Origin of the sequence: Veillonella sp. 3891, from assembly GCF_003992315.1 — a bacterium.
In the GTDB taxonomy this organism is placed as follows: Bacteria; Bacillota; Negativicutes; order Veillonellales; family Veillonellaceae; genus F0422.
Genome location: NZ_RQVE01000018.1, coordinates 1 through 20369, shown reverse-complemented (window position 1 = coordinate 20369; position 20369 = coordinate 1). Strand labels below are relative to the sequence as shown.

Annotated in this window: 10 protein-coding genes; all 10 read left to right on the top strand. The window is 40.0% G+C overall.

Annotation, left to right across the window (positions count from 1 at the left end; translation table 11 throughout):
* Window positions 1-129 precede the first annotated feature (129 nt).
* Window positions 130-5688 carry a YadA-like family protein gene (locus EO118_RS08005; protein ID WP_127069413.1) on the top strand — a complete coding sequence of 1853 codons (5559 nt, stop codon included), beginning with the start codon at window positions 130-132 and terminating at the stop codon, window positions 5686-5688.
* Window positions 5689-5849: 161 nt separating this feature from the next.
* Window positions 5850-6545: a hypothetical protein gene (locus EO118_RS08000; RefSeq protein WP_127069412.1), complete on the top strand. Its 696-nt coding sequence runs from the start codon at window positions 5850-5852 to the stop codon at window positions 6543-6545.
* A 355-nt stretch (window positions 6546-6900) separates the two neighbouring features.
* Window positions 6901-7671, top strand: a complete 771-nt coding sequence (locus EO118_RS07995; RefSeq protein ID WP_127069411.1) for a hypothetical protein — start codon at window positions 6901-6903, stop codon at window positions 7669-7671.
* Window positions 7672-7695: 24 nt separating this feature from the next.
* Window positions 7696-7950, top strand: a complete 255-nt coding sequence (locus tag EO118_RS07990) for a DUF1653 domain-containing protein (RefSeq protein ID WP_127069410.1) — start codon at window positions 7696-7698, stop codon at window positions 7948-7950.
* Complete coding sequence (locus EO118_RS07985) at window positions 7928-8746, top strand: HAD-IIB family hydrolase (RefSeq protein WP_370447324.1); 819 nt, start codon at window positions 7928-7930, stop codon at window positions 8744-8746. Before EO118_RS07990 ends, EO118_RS07985 begins: the two co-directional genes overlap by 23 nt.
* Window positions 8747-9005: 259 nt before the next feature.
* Window positions 9006-10004: a phosphate acetyltransferase gene (gene pta / locus EO118_RS07980; RefSeq protein ID WP_126938417.1), complete on the top strand. Its 999-nt coding sequence runs from the start codon at window positions 9006-9008 to the stop codon at window positions 10002-10004.
* 720 nt (window positions 10005-10724) lie between these two features.
* The gene (locus EO118_RS07975) at window positions 10725-11105 is read left to right on the top strand and encodes a hypothetical protein (protein WP_127069408.1); all 381 of its coding nucleotides are present in this window, start codon (window positions 10725-10727) and stop codon (window positions 11103-11105) included.
* A 227-nt stretch (window positions 11106-11332) separates the two neighbouring features.
* Complete coding sequence (locus tag EO118_RS07970) at window positions 11333-12331, top strand: DNA-binding protein (RefSeq protein WP_127069407.1); 999 nt, start codon at window positions 11333-11335, stop codon at window positions 12329-12331.
* 2 nt (window positions 12332-12333) lie between these two features.
* The gene (locus tag EO118_RS07965; RefSeq protein ID WP_127069406.1) at window positions 12334-12777 is read left to right on the top strand and encodes a type II toxin-antitoxin system death-on-curing family toxin; all 444 of its coding nucleotides are present in this window, start codon (window positions 12334-12336) and stop codon (window positions 12775-12777) included.
* Between the two features lie 2442 nt (window positions 12778-15219).
* On the top strand, window positions 15220-20369 hold a 5150-nt coding region (locus EO118_RS07955), incomplete at its 3' end, for a hypothetical protein (protein ID WP_164726258.1).

The window sequence follows — 20369 nt, the reverse complement described above, 5'->3', positions numbered from 1 at the left end:
ACCTTAAATCTAAACACAGTTTAATGTATTTACCGATAGGATCTAATGAATGTTTACAAAGTATGGATATTATTACATGGAACGTGTAGTAGTGGCAATATGTAATGTAAGAAGAAAGGGATAGAATTTATGAAAGATAATGTTTCAAAAAAACGTAAAAAATACGCTGTTGCATTGTTAGCTGCAACGGCAGCGACAGTAGCGACGTCATTCAGCCCTAGTGCACCATGGGTGATGGCTAGTGGAGGGGCATCTGATACGGATCCTTTTTTACCACCTGACTTTAATCCTCCAGAAATAAATTCTGGTGTTGATCCGGAGAGTGTTTGGTATAATGTACAAGCAGGTGATAATATCACTGTTGAGAAGAATACTTTTGAAGCAGAAAATTTTACTGGGGACAAGGTAAAGTTTAATAATTTTATTGTAAAAGCCAATGATACTCTTGTTGAGGATAGCGATGATATCGTTGTTGATCAAGGTAATAGTGAACATGCTGAAAAAGGTAATGAAAACGGCGTTACTCGTAAGTATAAGTTAACCTTAAGTAAGGAATTAAAAGACAAAATTGACAAAGCTGCTGCTGGCGGCGGTGGCGGAGCGGCTCCGTCTAAACTTGAGGAAGGTACGAATACAACTGTTGAGGGCGATGGTACAGAGGGTAATAAATATAAAGTAAACATAAAGCCAAAGTTAACAGGCATTACGTCTATTACTGGTGATACATTGACATTGAATGGTGGCACAACAACCATTGCGATCAACGATAATGGTGTTAATGTAGGTGGTAAAAAAATCACTAACCTAAAAGAAGGTGATGTATCAGAAAATTCTACTGATGCTGTAACAGGTAAACAGTTAGATGCTACTAATAAAAAAATAGAAGCTAAATTAGATAAAACAAAAGAACGTCATATTAAACCAGAAGCGTATACTGTGAATAATGGAACTGTTACATTAAAGTATGTAGATGCTGATGGCACAGAAACAGGAGAAGAAGCCACAATTTCTGGTTTAAATCCAGTGAAATCTGTTACTTCTGGTGATGCGAATACATTAACTGTTACTGACAACAATGGTGATATTACAGTAACACCTGTAGTGGCTACTGATATTACAAAAGCTGACGATGCAAAGAAACTTGCGACAGCAGGTGTAGTCAATACAGCTATTAATAAGGCAGTAGATCCATTGGCTGATAAAAATTTATCCAACATTACAAATGATGGTAAAAAAGTAATTACTGCATTAGGCACAGAAGTAGTACAAGGTGATGGTATTACTGTTACTCCTGCTGAAGATGCAACAACAGGTAAGAAAACATACACTATTTCTGCAGCAAAACTGAACTTTGCAAATGGTACGAATACAACTGTTGATGGTGATGGTACAAAAGATAAACCTTACAAATATAACGTAAACCCTGCGTTGACAGGTATTACGTCTATCACTGGTGATACATTGACATTACATGGTGGTACAACGGCTGTTACGATTGGTGATAATGGTGTTGATGTAGGTGGTAAAAAAATCACTAACCTAAAAGAAGGTGATGTATCAGAAAATTCTACTGATGCTGTAACAGGTAAACAGTTAGATGCTACTAATAAAAAAATAGAAGCTAAATTAGATAAAACAAAAGAACGTCATATTAAACCAGAAGCGTATACTGTGAATAATGGAACTGTTACATTAAAGTATGTAGATGCTGATGGCACAGAAACAGGAGAAGAAGCCACAATTTCTGGTTTAAATCCAGTGAAATCTGTTACTTCTGGTGATGCGAATACATTAACTGTTACTGACAACAATGGTGATATTACAGTAACACCTGTAGTGGCTACTGATATTACAAAAGCTGACGATGCAAAGAAACTTGCGACAGCAGGTGTAGTCAATACAGCTATTAATAAGGCAGTAGATCCATTGGCTGATAAAAATTTATCCAACATTACAAATGATGGTAAAAAAGTAATTACTGCATTAGGCACAGAAGTAGTACAAGGTGAGGGCGTTACTGTTACTCACACTGAAGATGGAACAGGTAAGAAAACATATACTATTTCTGCGGTAAAACCAAATTTTGCAGATGGTACAAACACAACTGTTGCAGGTGATGGCACAGTAGGTAATCCTTACAAATATAACGTAAACCCAGCATTGACAGGTATTACGTCGATTACAAATGCAGCTCCAGTAGATCCAACACAACCTGATGCAGCGAAAGTAGCGAGCACTACATTAACAATCAATGGTGATGCATTAACAGTAGAAAACAAACAAGCTGATGGCACGAAAGCAACAGTGACAATCGGTAAAGATGGAATTGATGCTGGTAATAAAAAAATCACTAACGTGGCAACACCGGAAGCTGAAAAAGATGCAGCTAATAAAGAATATGTAGATGCTCAAAAATGGGGTTTAAAAGTTCAAAATGGTGATAATCCAGCGGAAGCTGTAACAGCGAAAGATAAAGCGATTACATTAAAAGCTAGTGCAGACACAAGTGATGCTACAGACACACCTAAAAAAGGTATTGTCATTGCTAAAGATGGTGAAGGTAACATCACACTTGGCTTAGAAAAAGCAGACCGTACAACACTAGACCATGCAGCAAACATTGGTAATACGGCTTCTGACGGACGTGATGGTCAAGCAGGTGCTGGTAAAGATGGTGCAACCGTAGCTGGTTCTGCAGGTGCACAAGGCCCAACTGGTAAAGATGGCTTGAATGGCAAAGACTTAACGAATAAAGTGAATGCCCTTCGTAACGGCGAAGCTGGTACAGTAGTGTACACAAATGCAGCAGGCGACCGTGTAGTGAAAGCTAACGATGGCAACTACTATAAAACTGATGAAGTAAAACCAGATGGCAATGTAAAAACTCCTGATGAAAATGGTGGTACAGCTCCTGTAGCAGTGACACCAGAAGCACGTCTAGTAAGCCCAGATGGCACTGTAACAAATGGTACAACTGTATTAAATAATATTTCTTCTGTAGTGACACCATTAGCAGGTACAAATACATTAGAAAAATTAGAAAAAGCAGCTAAAGATGATAGCCCAGTTAAAAATGCAGCTACTAATGTAACAGATTTACATAACACTGCGAATGCGATCGTTGAAAAAGGCTTGACTTTCAAAGGCAATGAAGGCGATGCAATTCATAAAAACTTAGGTGATCAACTTGACATCGTAGGTGAAGGTACAGTAGCAGCTGATGCAACAACAGCAGCCAACAACATCCGTACTAAAAATGTTGATGGTAAACTAGAAATTGGTTTAGTAAAAGATTTAAAAAATATTACATCTATTACAAATGCAGCTCCAGTAGATCCAGCACAACCTGATGCAAAAGTAGCAAGTACTACATTGACAATCGATGGTAATGCATTAACGGTAGAAAACAAACAAGCTGATGGTGCAACATCAACAGTGAAAATCGGCAAAGATGGTATTGATGCTGGTAATAAAAAAATCACAAACGTGGCAGAACCAACAGACAATTCAGATGTAGCTACTAAAAAATATGTAGATGATCACGCCTGGGATTTACATGTTGATGATGGTACTGGAACGGGCTCTACAGTAGTGCCAAAAAATAAAGTGATTACTTTCAAAGCCGGTACTGGTACAATAGCACCAACTGATTTACCAGCAGGTCAAGATAGCCCTAGCAAAGATACTGATGGATTAAGACCTAAAACAGGTGTGGTTGTTGAAACTGATAAAAACGGTACGATTACGATTGGTTTAGAGGAAACAGCACGTAAAACATTAGACAATGCAGCGAATGTAGGTAATACAGCCTCTGACGGTCGAGATGGTAAAGCCGGTGTAGGTACAGATGGTGCAGCGGTGGCTGGTTCTGCAGGTGCACAAGGCCCGACAGGTAAAGATGGCTTAAACGGTAAAGACTTAACATCTAAAGTGAATGCCCTTCGTAACGGCGAAGCTGGTACAGTAGTGTATACAAATGCAGCCGGCGACCGTGTAGTGAAAGCTAACGATGGCAACTACTATAAAGCTGATGAAGTAAAACCAGATGGCAATGTAAAAACTGAAGCTGAAAATGGTGGTAAAGCTCCTGTAGCAGTGACACCAGAAGCACGTCTAGTAAGCCCAGATGGTACTGTAACAAATGGTACAACTGTATTAAATAATATTTCTTCTGTAGTGACACCATTAACAGGTACAGATACATTAGAAAAATTAAAAGAAGCGGCTAAAGATAATAGCCCAGTTAAAAATGCAGCTACTAACGTAACAGATTTACATAACACTGCGAATGCGATCGTTGAAAAAGGCTTGACTTTCAAAGGCAATGCAGGCGATGAGATTCATAAAAACTTAGGTGAAAAACTTGATATCGTAGGTGAAGGCACTGTAGCAGCTGATGCAACAACAGCAGCAAACAACATCCGTACTAAAAATGTTGATGGCAAGCTAGAAATTGGTATAGTAAAAGATCTAACAGGTATTACATCTATTACTAACGCTACAACAGCAGATGGTGCAGGTACAAAACTAACAATTGATGGAGATAAAGTATCCATTGCCAACAAACAAGCTGATGGTACAACAAAAACAATCACTATTGGCAAAGATGGTATCAATGCTGATGGTACAAAAATCACTAACTTGGCAGATGCAGACCTGTCAGACAAGTCTACTGATGCCGTAACAGGTAAACAATTACATGCTACTAACGTAAAAGTTTCTAATTTAGAAGAAACTAAGTTGGACAAAACTGACGATGTACATGTAAAAGCTGGTACATACAAGGTGGATGATAAAACAGGTACTGTTGCGTTACCTCTTGTGAAAGGCGATGCAGATACGGCTACTGGTAAGAATGTAACAATTTCTGGTATCGTAACGCATGCAGTTCTTTCTGAAACATTAGAGAATAAAGAATTACATATTGCCGGTGATGATAATTCCACGCACACAACTACATTAAAAGATGGTATCTCCATTAAAGGATCTTCTAACTTTACACCAGATGAAGCAGCGCAGAAGGCTGGCATCAATATTCAAGCGAAAGCGACAGAGAAAGGCATTGAACTTAAATTATCAGATACCTTAACAAATATGAAAGGTATCACCTTTGCACCAGCCACTCAAGGCGGAGCCTCTGTGAGTCTAACATCTACAGGCCTTGATAATGGTGGTAACACAATTACTAACGTGGCAGCTGGTGTGAACGATACTGATGCAGTGAATGTATCACAGTTGAAGGGTGTGGCAAATGCTACAGCGAATGTGGAAAGTCGAATGAATCGTCTAGGCGCTCAATCTGCTGCGTTGGCTGGATTGCGTCACTTACAATATGATCCATTGGAACCAACTACATTGATGGCTGGCGTAGGTACTTACAAAGGTCAAACTGCATTGGCATTAGGTATTGCACACTATAAAAACGAGTCTCTATTATTCCATGCAGGCGCATCTATCGGTAGCAATCATGATGAATTGATGGCCAACGCAGGTGTGAGCTGGAAGTTCGGATCTCGTGCTGATGAAACAGCAGTGAAAGACACATACCGTCAAGGACCTATCAGTGCGTCTTATACATTACAAGACAAAGTGTCCGCCTTAGAAGCACAAAACCAAATGCAAAAAGATGAAATTAATGAGTTGAAAGCACAATTGGCAGAAGTACTTCAATATATTAAAAGAGGCTAATCTTTGATACATACCCATACATCCTGTGAAAGCTTCGGCTTTCACAGGACCTATGGTATGCGAAACGAAAGTTATATTGTATAATGTGTTAGAGATGATATAGACGAACTGTTTTGTTGAGATAGTTCTATGAAAGATACTACATGTATAGGAGATTGACCATGAAAAAGTTAGTATTAACAGCGGCCTTGCTGGCAACAGCAACGTCTGGATTTGCGATGGGAGATGCCCTGTTCGATCAAAAGAACCCAGCTCATATCGTAACGCCAGCAGCAGGCTACGAAATTGAAGTGGCTACACCAGAAACGGTGGAAGCCTTAGAAGAATTAGGCGCTACCTTAGAGCGTGTGTACGGAGTACACAAAGATTTAATGTATCGTCATGAGCGTGGCGAGCGTTTGACAGACCGTCAACATCGCTATGCAGAACATGATGTGAACCATGAGTTCTTACGCGTGTTAGATCGCAACTTGACGAACCGCGTGGAGTTCTTTAAACGTGCTCATAATTGGAATGGGGACAATAAATACGAACATACTGCGAACTATCAAGTGTTCTTGAACAAGAACAATACAGATGCGAAAGAAGCGGTAAAAGGTTACAGCAACAGCTATGGCTGGAATGTATTGCGTGCTGTCCGCCAAGATGCCTTAGACAATGTGAAAGCTGTGTTTGACGAAAAAGGTGAAAACACACGTGGTGAAGATATTGTACAAGCTATGAAACAAGCGGCAGAAAAAAATGCAGTAACTGTCAATAGCGAAGAACTTCGTTTCTACATCAATGAGCTAGTTTGGTATACAGCAAAACAAACAGCGAAAGAAACAAATAAAGAACTAGATCATGTCTTAAAATAAGAGGAACTAGTGTAGAGCATACTATGCTCGATACAAAAGGAGCCATAACAAACCTGAGGGGGCGTTAGGGCTCCTTTGCTGTGTACGCTTATAGGGATTGCGTGCCCTAGTCTATGATGATGGGTATTGCATTTAGGTGTATTTTGAGTTGTACTGATGCGTGCCCAGTCTCGAGTGGGGCATCGAATAGAGTCTTAAATTCTTGTCGATAGTAACTTGTTTGAGATAGTATTTACGATATGCACTAAGATAGGCATTTTGTAAAGGTACTATACTGCTAGGGCCATAAGGTATGATATAATAAAAGATAGATTGAGTAGAATATGATTCAGTAATTTATATAGGAGATAGAATTTTGAAACGTTTAGTATTATCAACAGCATTACTGCTGACAGTAGGCACAAGTTTTGGTATGAGTGAAGACATTTTCGCTCGCCAACATCCATCCGAGGTAACAGAAGTAGCGAAGGGCTACCATTTATTAGCGACTATGCCAGAAACGAAGGAAGCCATTGACGGCTTGGTTCGTACTATTGATGGGGAACAAGCGCCAACGGTGACGAAGGAATCTATCAAAGGAATGACAATAGACGAGTTAGAGAAGTCTGTGAAAGGTTATGATTCTGTGACTCCTACTGCGGTGGTGTCACACATTACAGCAAAACCAGTTCATGGCATTACCATGGATGAGTTATTGACAGCGTTGCAGAAAAAAAGCCAAGACAAAGTAACTGTCTATGATGGAGCTCAAGTGTTATCTATTTTAGATACGAAGCTTACAAAACGCTTACGATTCTTTAAACGGATTCATAACTGGCATGGAGACAATCAATTAGATCGTTCCAATCGTCACGAAGAAGTAGTAGCATTGGCTAGTAATGAAAAGGCAGAAAAAGGTAGCTATGCCTGGTATGTGTTGAAAGACTTGCGCCATGATATTTTGGCAAATGTTGAGCAAGCCATCCAAGCGAAAGGTAATGCTTTAACAGGTGAAGATATTGCGATGGCGATTTCCAGTGCAGCAGACAGCAATGCGAAATATGTGAAGAGCGAAGAGCTTCGTTATTACATCAATGAACTTGTGTGGTACTCTGTGACAGAGACGACGAAACAACTAGGTAAATAATTGTTACCAGAAAGGACGATGACTATGCAAGAAATTGTAGTAGGAGGTTTATATCGTCATTTTAAAGGCATGTTATACTATGTCATCGACATTGCCATCCATTCCGAGACGGATGAACCCCATGTGGTGTATCAACAGCTGTATGGAGAGCGCAAAACCTTCGTACGCCCTTTGGCGATGTTCGCCAGCGAGGTGGACCATGAAAAATATCCAAATGTGGAACAGAAAGACCGCTTTCAGTTGGTGAACGGTTGGGATGAAGAGCAGCATTTGCGCTGAGGAGGACCAGATGGACAAGAAATATTTTTTCTTTGATATCGATAATACCCTAGCGGTCTGGCCGGATGGGGTGATTCCTGAGAGCGCCCAGTACTCCTTGGACTATTTGCAGAACAAAGGACATCATGTGGCGCTCGCTACAGGCCGTTTACAGGCGGATGCCATGCGCTTTGCGAAGATGGCGAAGACACCGAACTTTGTGGCTGATGGGGGCTATAGCATTACAGAAGGTTACGAAGTACAATGGATGCAGGGCATGGATCGGGATCGCTGCGTGCAGTATCTCAACTATTTAACAAAGCACAATGTGCCTTGGGGTGTGACCCACAAAAATGACTTTGTCCGCATTACTCCCTATGAAAGTGTCCTAACCTGGGATGTGCAATGGGATATGATGAAAACGCAGGTAGTGCCGGAATTAATGCCGGAAGATATTGAACACTTTTACAAGGTCTATGCATTCATCACGGAAGAAGAGGAACAGCGCCGTGGCATCGTGCACATGACGAAGGACCTCATCCGCTATGGAGAGGGATGTGTGTTGTTTGAGCCAATGGACAAAGCTTATGGGATTCGGAAAATGATCGATGGCTTTGGGGCATCCTACCAAGATGTCATCGTATTCGGTGATGGCTATAACGACCTATCCATGTTCCGACCAGATTGGCTGAATATTGCTATGGGGAACGGCCGTGATGCCCTGAAAGAAAAAGCTGACTACGTCACAGCATCTTGCCATGACGACGGAATTTATAAAGCATTGCAACATTTTGGATTTATACCGAAGCAGTTTTAGTACATAGGGCCCTTTGTTGTAGGTTTCCCGGTATATGGGGAAAGCTGAAGCATAGGGCTTTTTTATGGAAGGTGCTTATGAAAAAAGATGTGCCCATATTGGTGGATGGAACGGTAGCTTTCAGTTAGCAACGATTCATTATGAATGAAGTAGATACTATACTTTCAGCATAACTATATGAAGCGGTTTGAACATCAAAATCAGTTATAGTATAATAAGCGTAGATATATCGAAATGGGTCTTAAAAGGAGGACATACCATGGATTTGATTCAAAGTTTAAAAGAGCAAGCAAAAGGCTTGGGTAAAAAAATTGTATTGCCAGAATTTGAAGATAGCCGTGTCATCGAAGCAGCGGCTGCGATTTTGAAAGAAGGTTTCTGCGTGCCTGTATTGGTTGGTGCAGAAGATAAAATTCAAGCGGCAGCTACAGCAGCTGGTGTATCTTTGGAAGGTGCTGAAATCATCAACCCAGCTACATTCGGCGAATTAAACAAAATGGTAGATACATTTGTAGAATTGCGCGCGAAAAAAGGCATGACACCTGAAAAAGCACACGCTACTATGACTGGCGATGCATTGTTCTTCGGTGCTATGTTAGTGCGTTTAGGTTTGGCTGACGGCATGGTAGCAGGTTCTGCTAGCCCTACAGCAAACGTACTTCGTGCAGCTATCCAAGTGGTAGGTACACAAGCTGGTTTGAAAACTGTATCCAGCTCTATGCTTGTTATCACTGATAAAAAAGAGTACGGCGATGACGGATTGTTGATCTTCTCCGATTGCGGCGTTATCCCTAACCCAACATCTGAACAATTAGCTGATATTGCTGAATCCAGCGTTGGTAAAGCTCGCTCCGTAGCAGGTATGAAAGAACCTCGCGTATCCTTCTTGTCCTTCTCCACAAAAGGATCTGCTTCTTCTCCAGAAGTTGATAAAGTTGTGGCAGCTGTAGAAGACTTGAAAGGCCGTAACGTAGACTTCGCATTCGATGGAGAATTGCAATTAGATGCGTCCATCGTTCCATCCGTAGCAGAACGTAAAGCTCCAGGATCTCAAGTAGCTGGTAAAGCTAACATCTTGATTTTCCCTGACTTACAAGCTGCGAACATTGGTTACAAATTAGTACAACGCTTTGCTGGCGCTACTGCGATTGGACCAATCATCCAAGGCTTGGCAAAACCAATCCATGACCTTAGTCGTGGTTGCTCTGTAAGCGATATCGTTGACCTTTGCGCAATTGCTGCTGTGGAAGCCAACTAAGTCGTCTCTTGCTACGTTATGTAGCCTCTGGCGTTCATAATTACATACGATAAAGGGAAGCCCATGGCATACTCCTTCTGAAACGGTATTTCATAATGTTTCTTCAGGAGCACGCCATGGGCTTCTTGCGTTTGTGCGATGTTTTCAGTAAAGGAACGCCACAAGGCTACTACACCTAACTGCGTTCCTCAGTCTTATCTCTTCCTTAAGGGGAGGAGGTGGTTCTATGAAATTTTTTAAGAAGTTACCTTTACTGATAAAACTTTTAAAATTATTTATAGATCTTTACCATTTCTTTAATTAGAAATGAAAAGCCTAACGAATAAGGTATTGCACACCTTAATACGTTAGGCAATTTCAATTAACTATCTTGAGATGAGCCTAACGCCTACGGACGTTGATGGCTCTTCTTATTTGTAAGTTAAGTATAGCACAGTTTATTAGATAATAACAACGTCTCTTATTGCCCTAGGCAATCTTGTGGCGAACATAGATTAACAAAATAGAAAGGCGTGGCACATTCCTTCGCAAACGGTATTTCATAATATTTGCTCAGGAACATGCCACGCCTTTTTTGTATTTGTTTAATTTGGCCAATAAAAAGTGCCACAAGATGTGCTACGTACAACTGCGTTCCTCAGAGTATAAATGCTATCATAAGAATGTACAGAAATGACGATATAAGGATGTACAAATTTCATTACATATCGGTGATATAACATGCAATATATATTAGATAGAAATGAATCGATAACAGTAAATACGGTATTAGACTTACCGAGATTAAAACAAGTACTGGAGGTGTTACATCTGAACTCTAATTATAATGAATTAAGTTGCCAATTAGGATGCGATAGACGTACAGTAAAGACATATTATGAAAAGGGGGAGCCTAGTAAAGAACGAAAAAGACAATCTCAGACTGATAGTTTTTATGACATTATTGAAACTTTGTTGTCAAAAGACATTCTACAAAAGTTTAATTACTTACCCTCTCATTATAAAGCACAATTACAGAAAACAATTCCGTATTTGTCTGTTGATGAGGTGAAAGAAAAAGCTAGATCTAATTTAGAAAGGGTAAGAGTTATCTATGAGTAGAAAGACTAATTACAAGCGGTTACAGGGCAATCATGCTATGCAAGATTTTATAAGAGCTTTATAAATTTTTTGAATTTTATGCAAGTTTATTGTAATATATGTTTGTAAGGGCGATTCTTATTTGGAGAAATATTATGGGTATCGATGAAAGAAATACAATAAAATTTAAATAGGTATGACATACGAACAAGTCAAATTATTTTTATTAAATAGAAAAGGTGCTACTAATGAATGATTTAACAACATCTCGATTAGATCGGCAAAACATTCTAAATAATTCTATTGCATTAAAAGAAATAGAGCGTGAATTAAGCAATTATACTAGTGGTACTATTTGGAAGAATCAAACTTGGTTTACCAAAGAGTATCTAGCTAACTTCTTTAAGGTTGATATTAGAACAATAGAAAGAATAGTTGAATCCCATTACCAAGAACTAACATTAAATGGATATAAAATTTTAACAGGTGAAGAGTTGTCCTCATATAAACTGACCGACATAAATGTCGGTCAGACAAGCAGAAACCTAGCTATATTCAGCTTTCGTAGTTTCTTAAATGTTGCTATGCTTCTACAAAATAGTCCTGTTGCAAAAGAATTACGATCACAAATTTTAGATATTGTCATTGATGTATTAACAGAAAAAGCTGGTGGGCATCGTGCCTATATAAATCAACGGGATCCAAATTTTTTGCCTGCAGCATTTACTACAGAAAAAGTAAGAAAAAGCTTCACACAAGCATTGAGTCAATATGTAAATATGGGACCTTACAAATATGAATATTTTACCAATAGAGTCTATAAATGTATATTTTTGGAAAATGCAACAACTTATCAAAAAATACTACGCTTAAAAAGTAAAGCTAATCTACGCGATACCATGTATAGCGAAGTATTAACTAATATTGCTGCAGTAGAAACATGTATTGCCACTGAAATCGCCAAGCAATATGAATCAAGCGGACAACAATTAACTAAAGAGGCTGTAGATATAATCATTGATGATATCGCTAAAAACCCTATGATGTCTATTTATTTTGAAAGTGCTAGAAGAACAATGGCTACATTAGATAAAGGCCTACGCGATGCATATCATGGTAATTTAAGTGAGTATATCTCTTCTGTATCATCTGAAGAATACGAGCGTTTTCTAGGAGAAAAAAGCAAAAGCTTAGAAGAGCAAATAAAAGAGCATCGCGACATCTTTTTACGACTTAAGGATAAATAACAATGATATATTACATTGACTTTGAGTACGTCTTCAGAATCCATGATACGGTGCTAAAAGAAAGTGGTGGGGCTCCAGGGACTATTAATGAAGATTATATAAAAGGTATTTTAGAGTTCCTCCAAAATGATGATTACTACCCATCTTTTACTGAGAAATTATCTTATTTAGTATACTCTATAGCATCTAATCACTGTTTCCTTGATGGAAATAAACGCACCGCTATCGCAACAGGCATGTATTTTTTACTTATAAATGATTATGATAAACCAACCATAAGTAAATTTACAAAAATTATGGAAAATGCAGTACCATTTGCTGTAAGTGGAATTATTTCAAGAGAAGATCTAACTGAAATTATAACTATTATTCTTTGGGATCTTGAACCTTTCGAATCCGATAAAATAAAATATATAAATAAACTATCAGCAAAAATTAATAAATAAAATCCCACTAGATTTATTTAAGAAGTACTCTGATATATATTCATTGGGTGATTTAAATCCCAATACTTTTTGTGCTATGTTATGTAGCCTGTGGATCGTCTCTTGTTGCCCTAGGCAATCTTGTGGTGGATATGGATTAATAAAATAGAAAGGCGTGGCACATTCCTTCGCAAACGGTATTTCATAATGTTTGCTCAGGAACATGCCACGCCTTTTTTGTATTTGTTTAATTTGGCCAATAAAAAGCGCCACAAGATGTGCTACGTACAACGGCGTTCCTCAGACAAAAGAGCACGACACATTCCTCCACAAACTGATCCTACGGTGGTTTGCTCCGGAACATGTCGTGCTCTTCTTGTATTTGTGTTATTTAGATAGTAAAGGAACGCCACAAGGATACTATACCTAATTGCGTTCCTCAGAGGAAAAACACTTGTGATGGTGTTGTTTTAAAACTTGCGCATTGCTTAGTTTGATGTTTTGATGTAGTAAGTTTATATAAACAGTGCGAATAGATTATGCTATAATGAAATTATAAGAGCTATTAACGTGTCGTTAGGCTTATCTCTTCCTTAAGGGGAGGAGGTGGTTCTATGAAATTTTTTAAGAAGTTATCTTTACTGATAAAACTTTTAAAAATATTTATAGATCTTTACCATTTCTTTAATTAGAAATGAAAAGCCTAACGAATAAGGTATTGCACACCTTAATACGTTAGGCAATTTCAATTAACTATCTTGAGATGAGCCTAACGCCTGCGCACGTTGATGGCTCTTCTTATTTGTAAGTTAAGTATAGCACAGTTTACTATACAATAGCAACGTCTCTTATTACGTTATGTAGCCTGTGAGTCGTCTCTTGTTGCTCTAGGCAATCTTGTGGCGAACATGGATTAACAAAATAGAAAGGCGTGGCACATTCCTGAGCAAACGGTGTTTCATAATATTTGCTCAGGAACATGCCATGCCTTTTTGTATTTGTTTAATTTGGCCAATAAAAGGTGCCACAAGATGTGCTACGTACAACTGTGTTCCTCAGAGGAAAGATTCTTGTGACGGTGTCGTTTGTAAACTTGCGCATTGCTGAGTTTGCTAGTCAGATGGTAGTAAGTTCATATAAACAGTACGAATAGAGTATGCTATAATGAAAATATAGAAAAGTTACGGGGCTGTACACGTTGTTAGCTTGTTATTAATATGTAGTATAGCAAACGCTTTTTTATTGAACATTTATTTAACATTTTAAGGCCAATTCTTTTGTAGTATATATAAAGAATGTGATAATAAGTCCATTCAGCGATAATTTTATTTGACATTTATTTAGCATTTTTAGGAAAAATACTATGGAATTAACTACATTAGAAGTAAAAGTTTAAGAACTATGATCGATTGATTTTACTTCTAAAATTAATAGTACGACTCATTGATTGGTTTAACTAATTAATGAAAAAGCCTAACGATAAGAGGTTCGGACCCTCTACACGTTAGGCAAATTCGTTTCAACACTTTTGAGATGAGCCTAACGTAAAAGATAAGTGTTCCTAGCACTTATACACGTTAGGCTTCATCAATCTTTTATTCTTTCGAGATGAGCCTAACGCCTGCGCACGTTGATGGCTCTTCTTATTTGTAAGTTAAGTATAGCACAGTTTACTATGCAATAGCAATGTCTCTTATTACGTTATGTAGCCTGTGGGTCGTCTCTTGTTGCTCTAGGCAATCTTGTGGCGATGTCTAAATTAGCATAAATAAGCCCGTAACATACTCCTTCTCAAACTGATCCTACGGTAGGTTTGTTCAGGAGCATGTTACGGGCTTTTGTGTTTGTGTGAGTTAGATAGTTAGGAGCACCACAAGATGTGCTACGTACAACGGCGTTCCTCAGGAAAAAGAGCCTGTCATGTATTTTATGCTTGTCTGATTTAGACAGCGCAAAACATTATAAGCTATGCCAAGCATCAATCAAGTATCACTGTAGTTCTTTGCCGTAATAAAGTGATTTTTGCAACTCTAATTGATTAATATAAAATATCATATAACACCATTAAACAATTTGTATTCAATCTGTGTAAAATGGGGGGGGGTAAGGCATTTATTTATCAAAAATGTAGGTTTTATGCGTTGTATAAAGTCTAGCAAACTAGTATAATATATAGTGAATGTGTATACATAAAGATATGGATACATCAATTCAAATTACTCAATTTGAAAATATTGCTCTTTTTGCATATTTATTTCAAGATTCAAAATAACATAGAGGGTGATGTATAGCATGAGACCTTTTACATGTACGATTATTTATTAGCTGATATTTAAAATAGTGAGTACAAGGAGGTCTTGTTGGTGTCTGTATCCATATCTATGTGTATACATGTTGTTTACTATTACACCATACATAACAGCGGTACCAAGGAGTACGCTGTAACGATAGAGTAGGGTAGTGATGAATGGTTTGCTTGTGAAAGCAGAAAGGATAGGGCTTATGGGAAAAAGCTTTGAATTTAAAGAGTGCGAGCGTTTTCTAAAACGCGTATTAAAAGACAAAGGGATGTACAGCAAGGGGGCAGTTATTGCGTTCTTGATCACTGGGGGTATTGGATTTTTTGCGCCACCAGCACAGGCGATTATTTATGTGGAAACGGATCTTGAGTCAGGTGCTACGGGGGCTTCCAGTTATTATAATGGCGGTGGCAGTATTCATTTACCACGTAAATCTGTAGTATTGGCACCTATTAAGAATGGTGATCTATATGGTGATTTGAACCGTACTGCTATTGATGCTGTTATTATTGGTGCGGGGGCTGTAGCTCATGGTACGTCTACAGATTCTAGTAATGTTGAAAGAAAGTTTACAGCTGTAGGTAATGCAGCGCATGTATTTGGTGGACAAGGTACGGCTGTAGGTAGTAATACTTTAGCGGCAGAGCAAGCGACAGCTATTGGTAATGACGTGTATGCAGCTGGTGCCTCTTCTATTGCCATTGGTAATGACGATATTGCCACAAAATATCGAGATTCCTTGGACATTGCAACCATTAAAGAATTATATGGTGACCCAAATGGTGCCAATAATGCAGCTAAAAAGATGTTCAGAAGTGAGAATTGGGTTTCTTCTGAAAAGGATAATAAAGGTAGTAGACCGATTATGCCTTGGTCTACATTTGCTGAACGGTATGGGCAATCTAAGGATGAAGAACGTATCTTCAGTCCTACCGTAGCGGCAGGTATCGGGTCCATTGCCATCGGTTCTCGTTCTATTTCTGCCAAAGATGGTTCCACAGCGATGGGTACTTTGGCGTATGCCTTAGGGGAAGGTTCTACAGCCATGGGTCTTCGTGCCTATACGGCAAGTGGGGCTACTGGTGCCGTTGCGATTGGTGAGCAGAGCCGTTCTTTTGCAGCTCAATCTCTGGCGGTAGGTAACCGAAATGAATCAACCAGTGTTGGTGCCATGTCCTATGGTTATAGTGCGAAGGCCGTAGGTAAAGGTTCTTTGGCGTTCGGTTACAAAACCTATGCCAATGCGAGCATTGCAGATAACATCGCTGCAGCAGATGGCCATAGTGCAACGAACCCATTGCGTCAAGCGGTGCGTAGCAAACTAGGAAATTATTCAGAAACACAATTAGCGGCATTAGAGGCGTATCAAAATAAAGCACGTGAGTATTATGCAAAAATCGATGCTAGAGCTTCAGAGGCGGCTATTGCTGCTGCAAAAACAGCTATGGATAACGCAAAAGCAGACGTGGATGCTATTACGTTGACAGATGTGAATGCCATGGCTCTTGTAGATGGTGGACAAGTATCGCATCAAAGTTGGAATACAGTGGGTAATACCATCAAAAATGTCGTAGACACAGTGGAAGCTAACACAACAAATCCGTTAACGGTTGAAAAACTAGATGGTGTACATCTAACGATAAAAGATACGCAGGGGAATATACAAAAAGTACAGAAGTCTAAAAGTAGTGGTGATAACGCCATTGCGATCGGTTACTATGCGTCTGCCAAAGGGACATCAGCCATTGCCCAAGGTTCTGGTTCTGTCGTAGACTCCTTAAGTGGTATCGGTATCGGTTCCCTATCCTATGTAAGTGAGAACTCTGCCAACTCTATTGCTGTCGGTGTAGGGGCACAAGTACGGAAAGAAAACTCCATTGCTATTGGTACGCAGTCCCAAGTATTTGGGGCAGGTGCTATTGGCATGGGTCCTGGTAGCCGTGTTATGGGTGATAACAGTGTTGCCATGGGTTATGGTACGGATATCCGAAGTGTTTCCTCTATCGGGTTAGGGGTACGTGCTAAGGTAGGCTATGGTTCCATGAATGCCACTGGGTTAGGTGCGAATGTTAACATCGGCTCCGATGCGGGTAACACCGTAGCTCTTGGTAGTAGTGCAAGAATTGGGGACAATTCCTTGAACTCTATGGCGGTCGGCTATAATGCGAATGTTGCACAAAATACAACGAACAGTATTGCCTTTGGTACACGGGCTAGCATTGCAGAAGGTGCTACCAGTTCTTTGGCAGTAGGTGATTCGGCAGCAGTTACAAAAGCATCTTCCACAGCATTGGGCCGTTTGGCGACAGCAGATTTTGAAAATTCTGTTGCCTTAGGTTACCGTTCTACTACCCATTATTGGGGGAATCCAAATACACGGGAGGCAAGTGCTAGTGCAAATGCATCTAGTAGCAATGTACATGGTTTATCTATCAAACCATACTTACCACAAGGATCTAAGCTGGGGGATAAGCTAGATAAATTAGATGGTGTTACGGCTGGTTATGTATCTGTCGGTGGTTGGATTGATAAGGCTGGCGCCCAAGTGCGTGGTCTTCGTCGTATCGTCAACGTAGCGCCAGGTGCGTTGGACACCGATGCGGTTACAGTAGCACAGTTACGTGACTGGACAGATAAATCAGCCCATTTCCTTTCCATTGCAGGGGCTTCTAATAAAGAGGCCAAAGATTATCCGGATATCAACGATCCATTAGGCACAAAAAGTAACAATAAAGTTGTTAAAATTAAATCCAACTTCGATAATGATACAGCCACAGGTACCAATGCATTAGCGTTAGGTGTATATGCCTATGCGAATGGTCAAAAATCGGTAGCTATGGGTCCTAATGCCTATGCAAACGTTGACCACGGTGTAGCCATCGGTGATAATGCACAAGCTTGGAGTGAGGGCGATAACGGTAATGCTGGGGTAGCAATCGGTAAAGATGCCAAAGCATACTATTGGAATGCGTTAGCATTGGGTACGAATTCCAACGTAAGTGGTTGGAACTCTTTAGCGTTTGGTCCGAATGCACGTGTGGGCGTTGTGAAAACAGTAGACCCTACAACAGGTAATGTCACGAATGCAGGTACGAGGGTAAATGATGGTGTGGCTATCGGTCGTGCTGCCGAAGTCGATGGAGGTAGCTCTATCGCATTGGGGGCAGCCACAAAGATTACGACAGCTACTAATGCAGTGGCCATTGGTCCTGGTGCACAAGTACTAGAAGGAAAAGATGCTAATAATAATGCAGCAGCAGCGACAGGAGCAGTGGCATTAGGTTCTAACGCTAATGTTACAGGGTCGAAATATTCTGTAGCCTTGGGTTTAAACTCTGCTGTTGAATATAACGATACAAAAGCGAAAACGACAGCCGCTTTCACTGGTGAGGAGATCAACGATCCGGGTAATGGCGTTGTATCCGTTGGTAATAACAGCACTGTAAAACGTCGTATTATCAATGTAGCTAGCGGTGTTAATGATAATGATGCAGTCACTGTAAAACAGTTGAGAGCCGTAGCTCCGAAGTACTATTCTGTGAACACAACGGAAACTGATAATCGAACTGTCAATGGTGTGGCTGATGTAAAATCTAATATCAATAATGATGGTGCTACAGGTACAGGGGCGCTAGCCGTTGGTTCTTATACGAAAGCTAGTGGAAACTACTCTACAGCGCTAGGCCGTGATGTCATTACTTCGGCTCAATTATCTACAGGTATCGGTACGAATGTCACTGTCAGTGGTGAAAAATCTGTAGGTATTGGTAATAATGTGGAAGTTAGCAATCATAGCGCTGTAGCGATTGGTTTAGAGGCTAAGTCGGACCATGCTCGTGGTATTGCCGTGGGGTATAAGGTAAATGTCAATGAGTCTGATACATTTGCAGGCGGTTCTGAAGTCAATGTCACTGGATATGGATCTGTAGGTATTGGTAAAAAAGTTGAGACTCGAGCGAATGATGCAATCGGTATTGGTTCCAGTACTAATGCATTAGGTAATCAATCTATCGCATTAGGTTATGGTGCGAACACAGGATATACGACAACAGAAAACATTGCGAATCCACCGGCAGGTGGACCTACCACAAGAAAGGTATATAATGGTGCTACAGAAGGTATTGCGGTCGGTAAAGAAGCTGTTGTTGAAAGCAACTATGCCATCGCTATCGGTGGTAATGCAAAAGTACAACGTGATGGAACTAAGGATGCAGAATCTTCCGTGGCGATTGGCGCGGGTGCTAAGGTAACAGGTGCTAAATACTCTGTGGCATTAGGCTTGAACTCTAGAGTAAATGCTGCTGATACAGCTACAAAAACAACAGCTGCTTTCAGCGGTGAAAGTAACAATGATCCAGACAATGGCGTTGTATCCGTCGGTCAATCTGGTAAATATCGTCGTATCTTAAACGTAGCAGGCGGTGTGAACGATAACGATGCAGTTAACGTGAAACAGTTGAGAGCAGCTGCATGGGGATTAAAAACGCAAAGCGGTACAGCAGCTGCAGCTGATGTAACACCTGATGCAAATGGTAAAGTAACCTTAAAAGCAGGTAATAATGTGACCATCGACAATGCAAATGGGGTGGTGACAATTAATGCTACAGGCATTCAATCTGTATCAAGTGGCAATACCAATGCATTGAGCGTATCGACTACTAACGGTGCGGTTACGATTACACCTAACTTGGCAGGATCCGTTACTGGCACAGGTAATGATGCGAATAAATTGGTGACAGCTGGCGTTGTGAATACAGCATTAAATGCGAAAGCAAATGTATCTGACCTTGCGGCTAAATTAGATAAAACAGCAGAACTTCATGTAAGAGCAGGAGACTATACTGTAAGAAATGGCGAAGTATCTTTAATTCAAGAAGATGCGAGTGGCACGCAAAATAGTGGCAAAGGATTCAAGATTAAAAATATTGCTACAGGTGATGATATTACCAATATCAACACTACATTAGCAGGTAAAGCAGATAAATCCTATGTAGATACTCAAATTGGCACAGTGTCTAATTTGGGCTACAAAGCGAATGGCGGAACTGCTAAACAAGTGGCGGTTGGCACAGGCTTAAACTTTGTTCAAGGTGATGGTACAGCTAACACGGCAGCATCAGCAAAAGCTGGTATCGAAATTGTAGCTGGTGACGATGGTAAAGTAACATTTGGCTTAAATGAAGCGACTCGTAATGCTATTGATAATGCAGCTAACAAAAACTTAAGTAACCTAAGTGATGATGGCAAAAATGCAGTCAAAGACTTAGCAGCAGGCGCTGTAAAAGTAGCTGCTGGTAAAAATGTGAACGTTAC

Bases quoted from the DNA above. Each gene is read 5' to 3' on its own strand.
- EO118_RS08005 (WP_127069413.1), top strand. From the start codon at position 130: ATGAAAGATAATGTTTCAAAAAAACGTAAAAAATACGCTGTTGCATTG.
- EO118_RS08000 (WP_127069412.1), top strand. From the start codon at position 5,850: ATGAAAAAGTTAGTATTAACAGCGGCCTTGCTGGCAACAGCAACGTCT.
- EO118_RS07990 (WP_127069410.1), top strand. From the start codon at position 7,696: ATGCAAGAAATTGTAGTAGGAGGTTTATATCGTCATTTTAAAGGCATG.
- EO118_RS07985 (WP_370447324.1), top strand. From the start codon at position 7,928: ATGAAGAGCAGCATTTGCGCTGAGGAGGACCAGATGGACAAGAAATAT.
- pta (WP_126938417.1), top strand. From the start codon at position 9,006: ATGGATTTGATTCAAAGTTTAAAAGAGCAAGCAAAAGGCTTGGGTAAA.
- EO118_RS07975 (WP_127069408.1), top strand. From the start codon at position 10,725: ATGCAATATATATTAGATAGAAATGAATCGATAACAGTAAATACGGTA.
- EO118_RS07970 (WP_127069407.1), top strand. From the start codon at position 11,333: ATGAATGATTTAACAACATCTCGATTAGATCGGCAAAACATTCTAAAT.
- EO118_RS07965 (WP_127069406.1), top strand. From the start codon at position 12,334: ATGATATATTACATTGACTTTGAGTACGTCTTCAGAATCCATGATACG.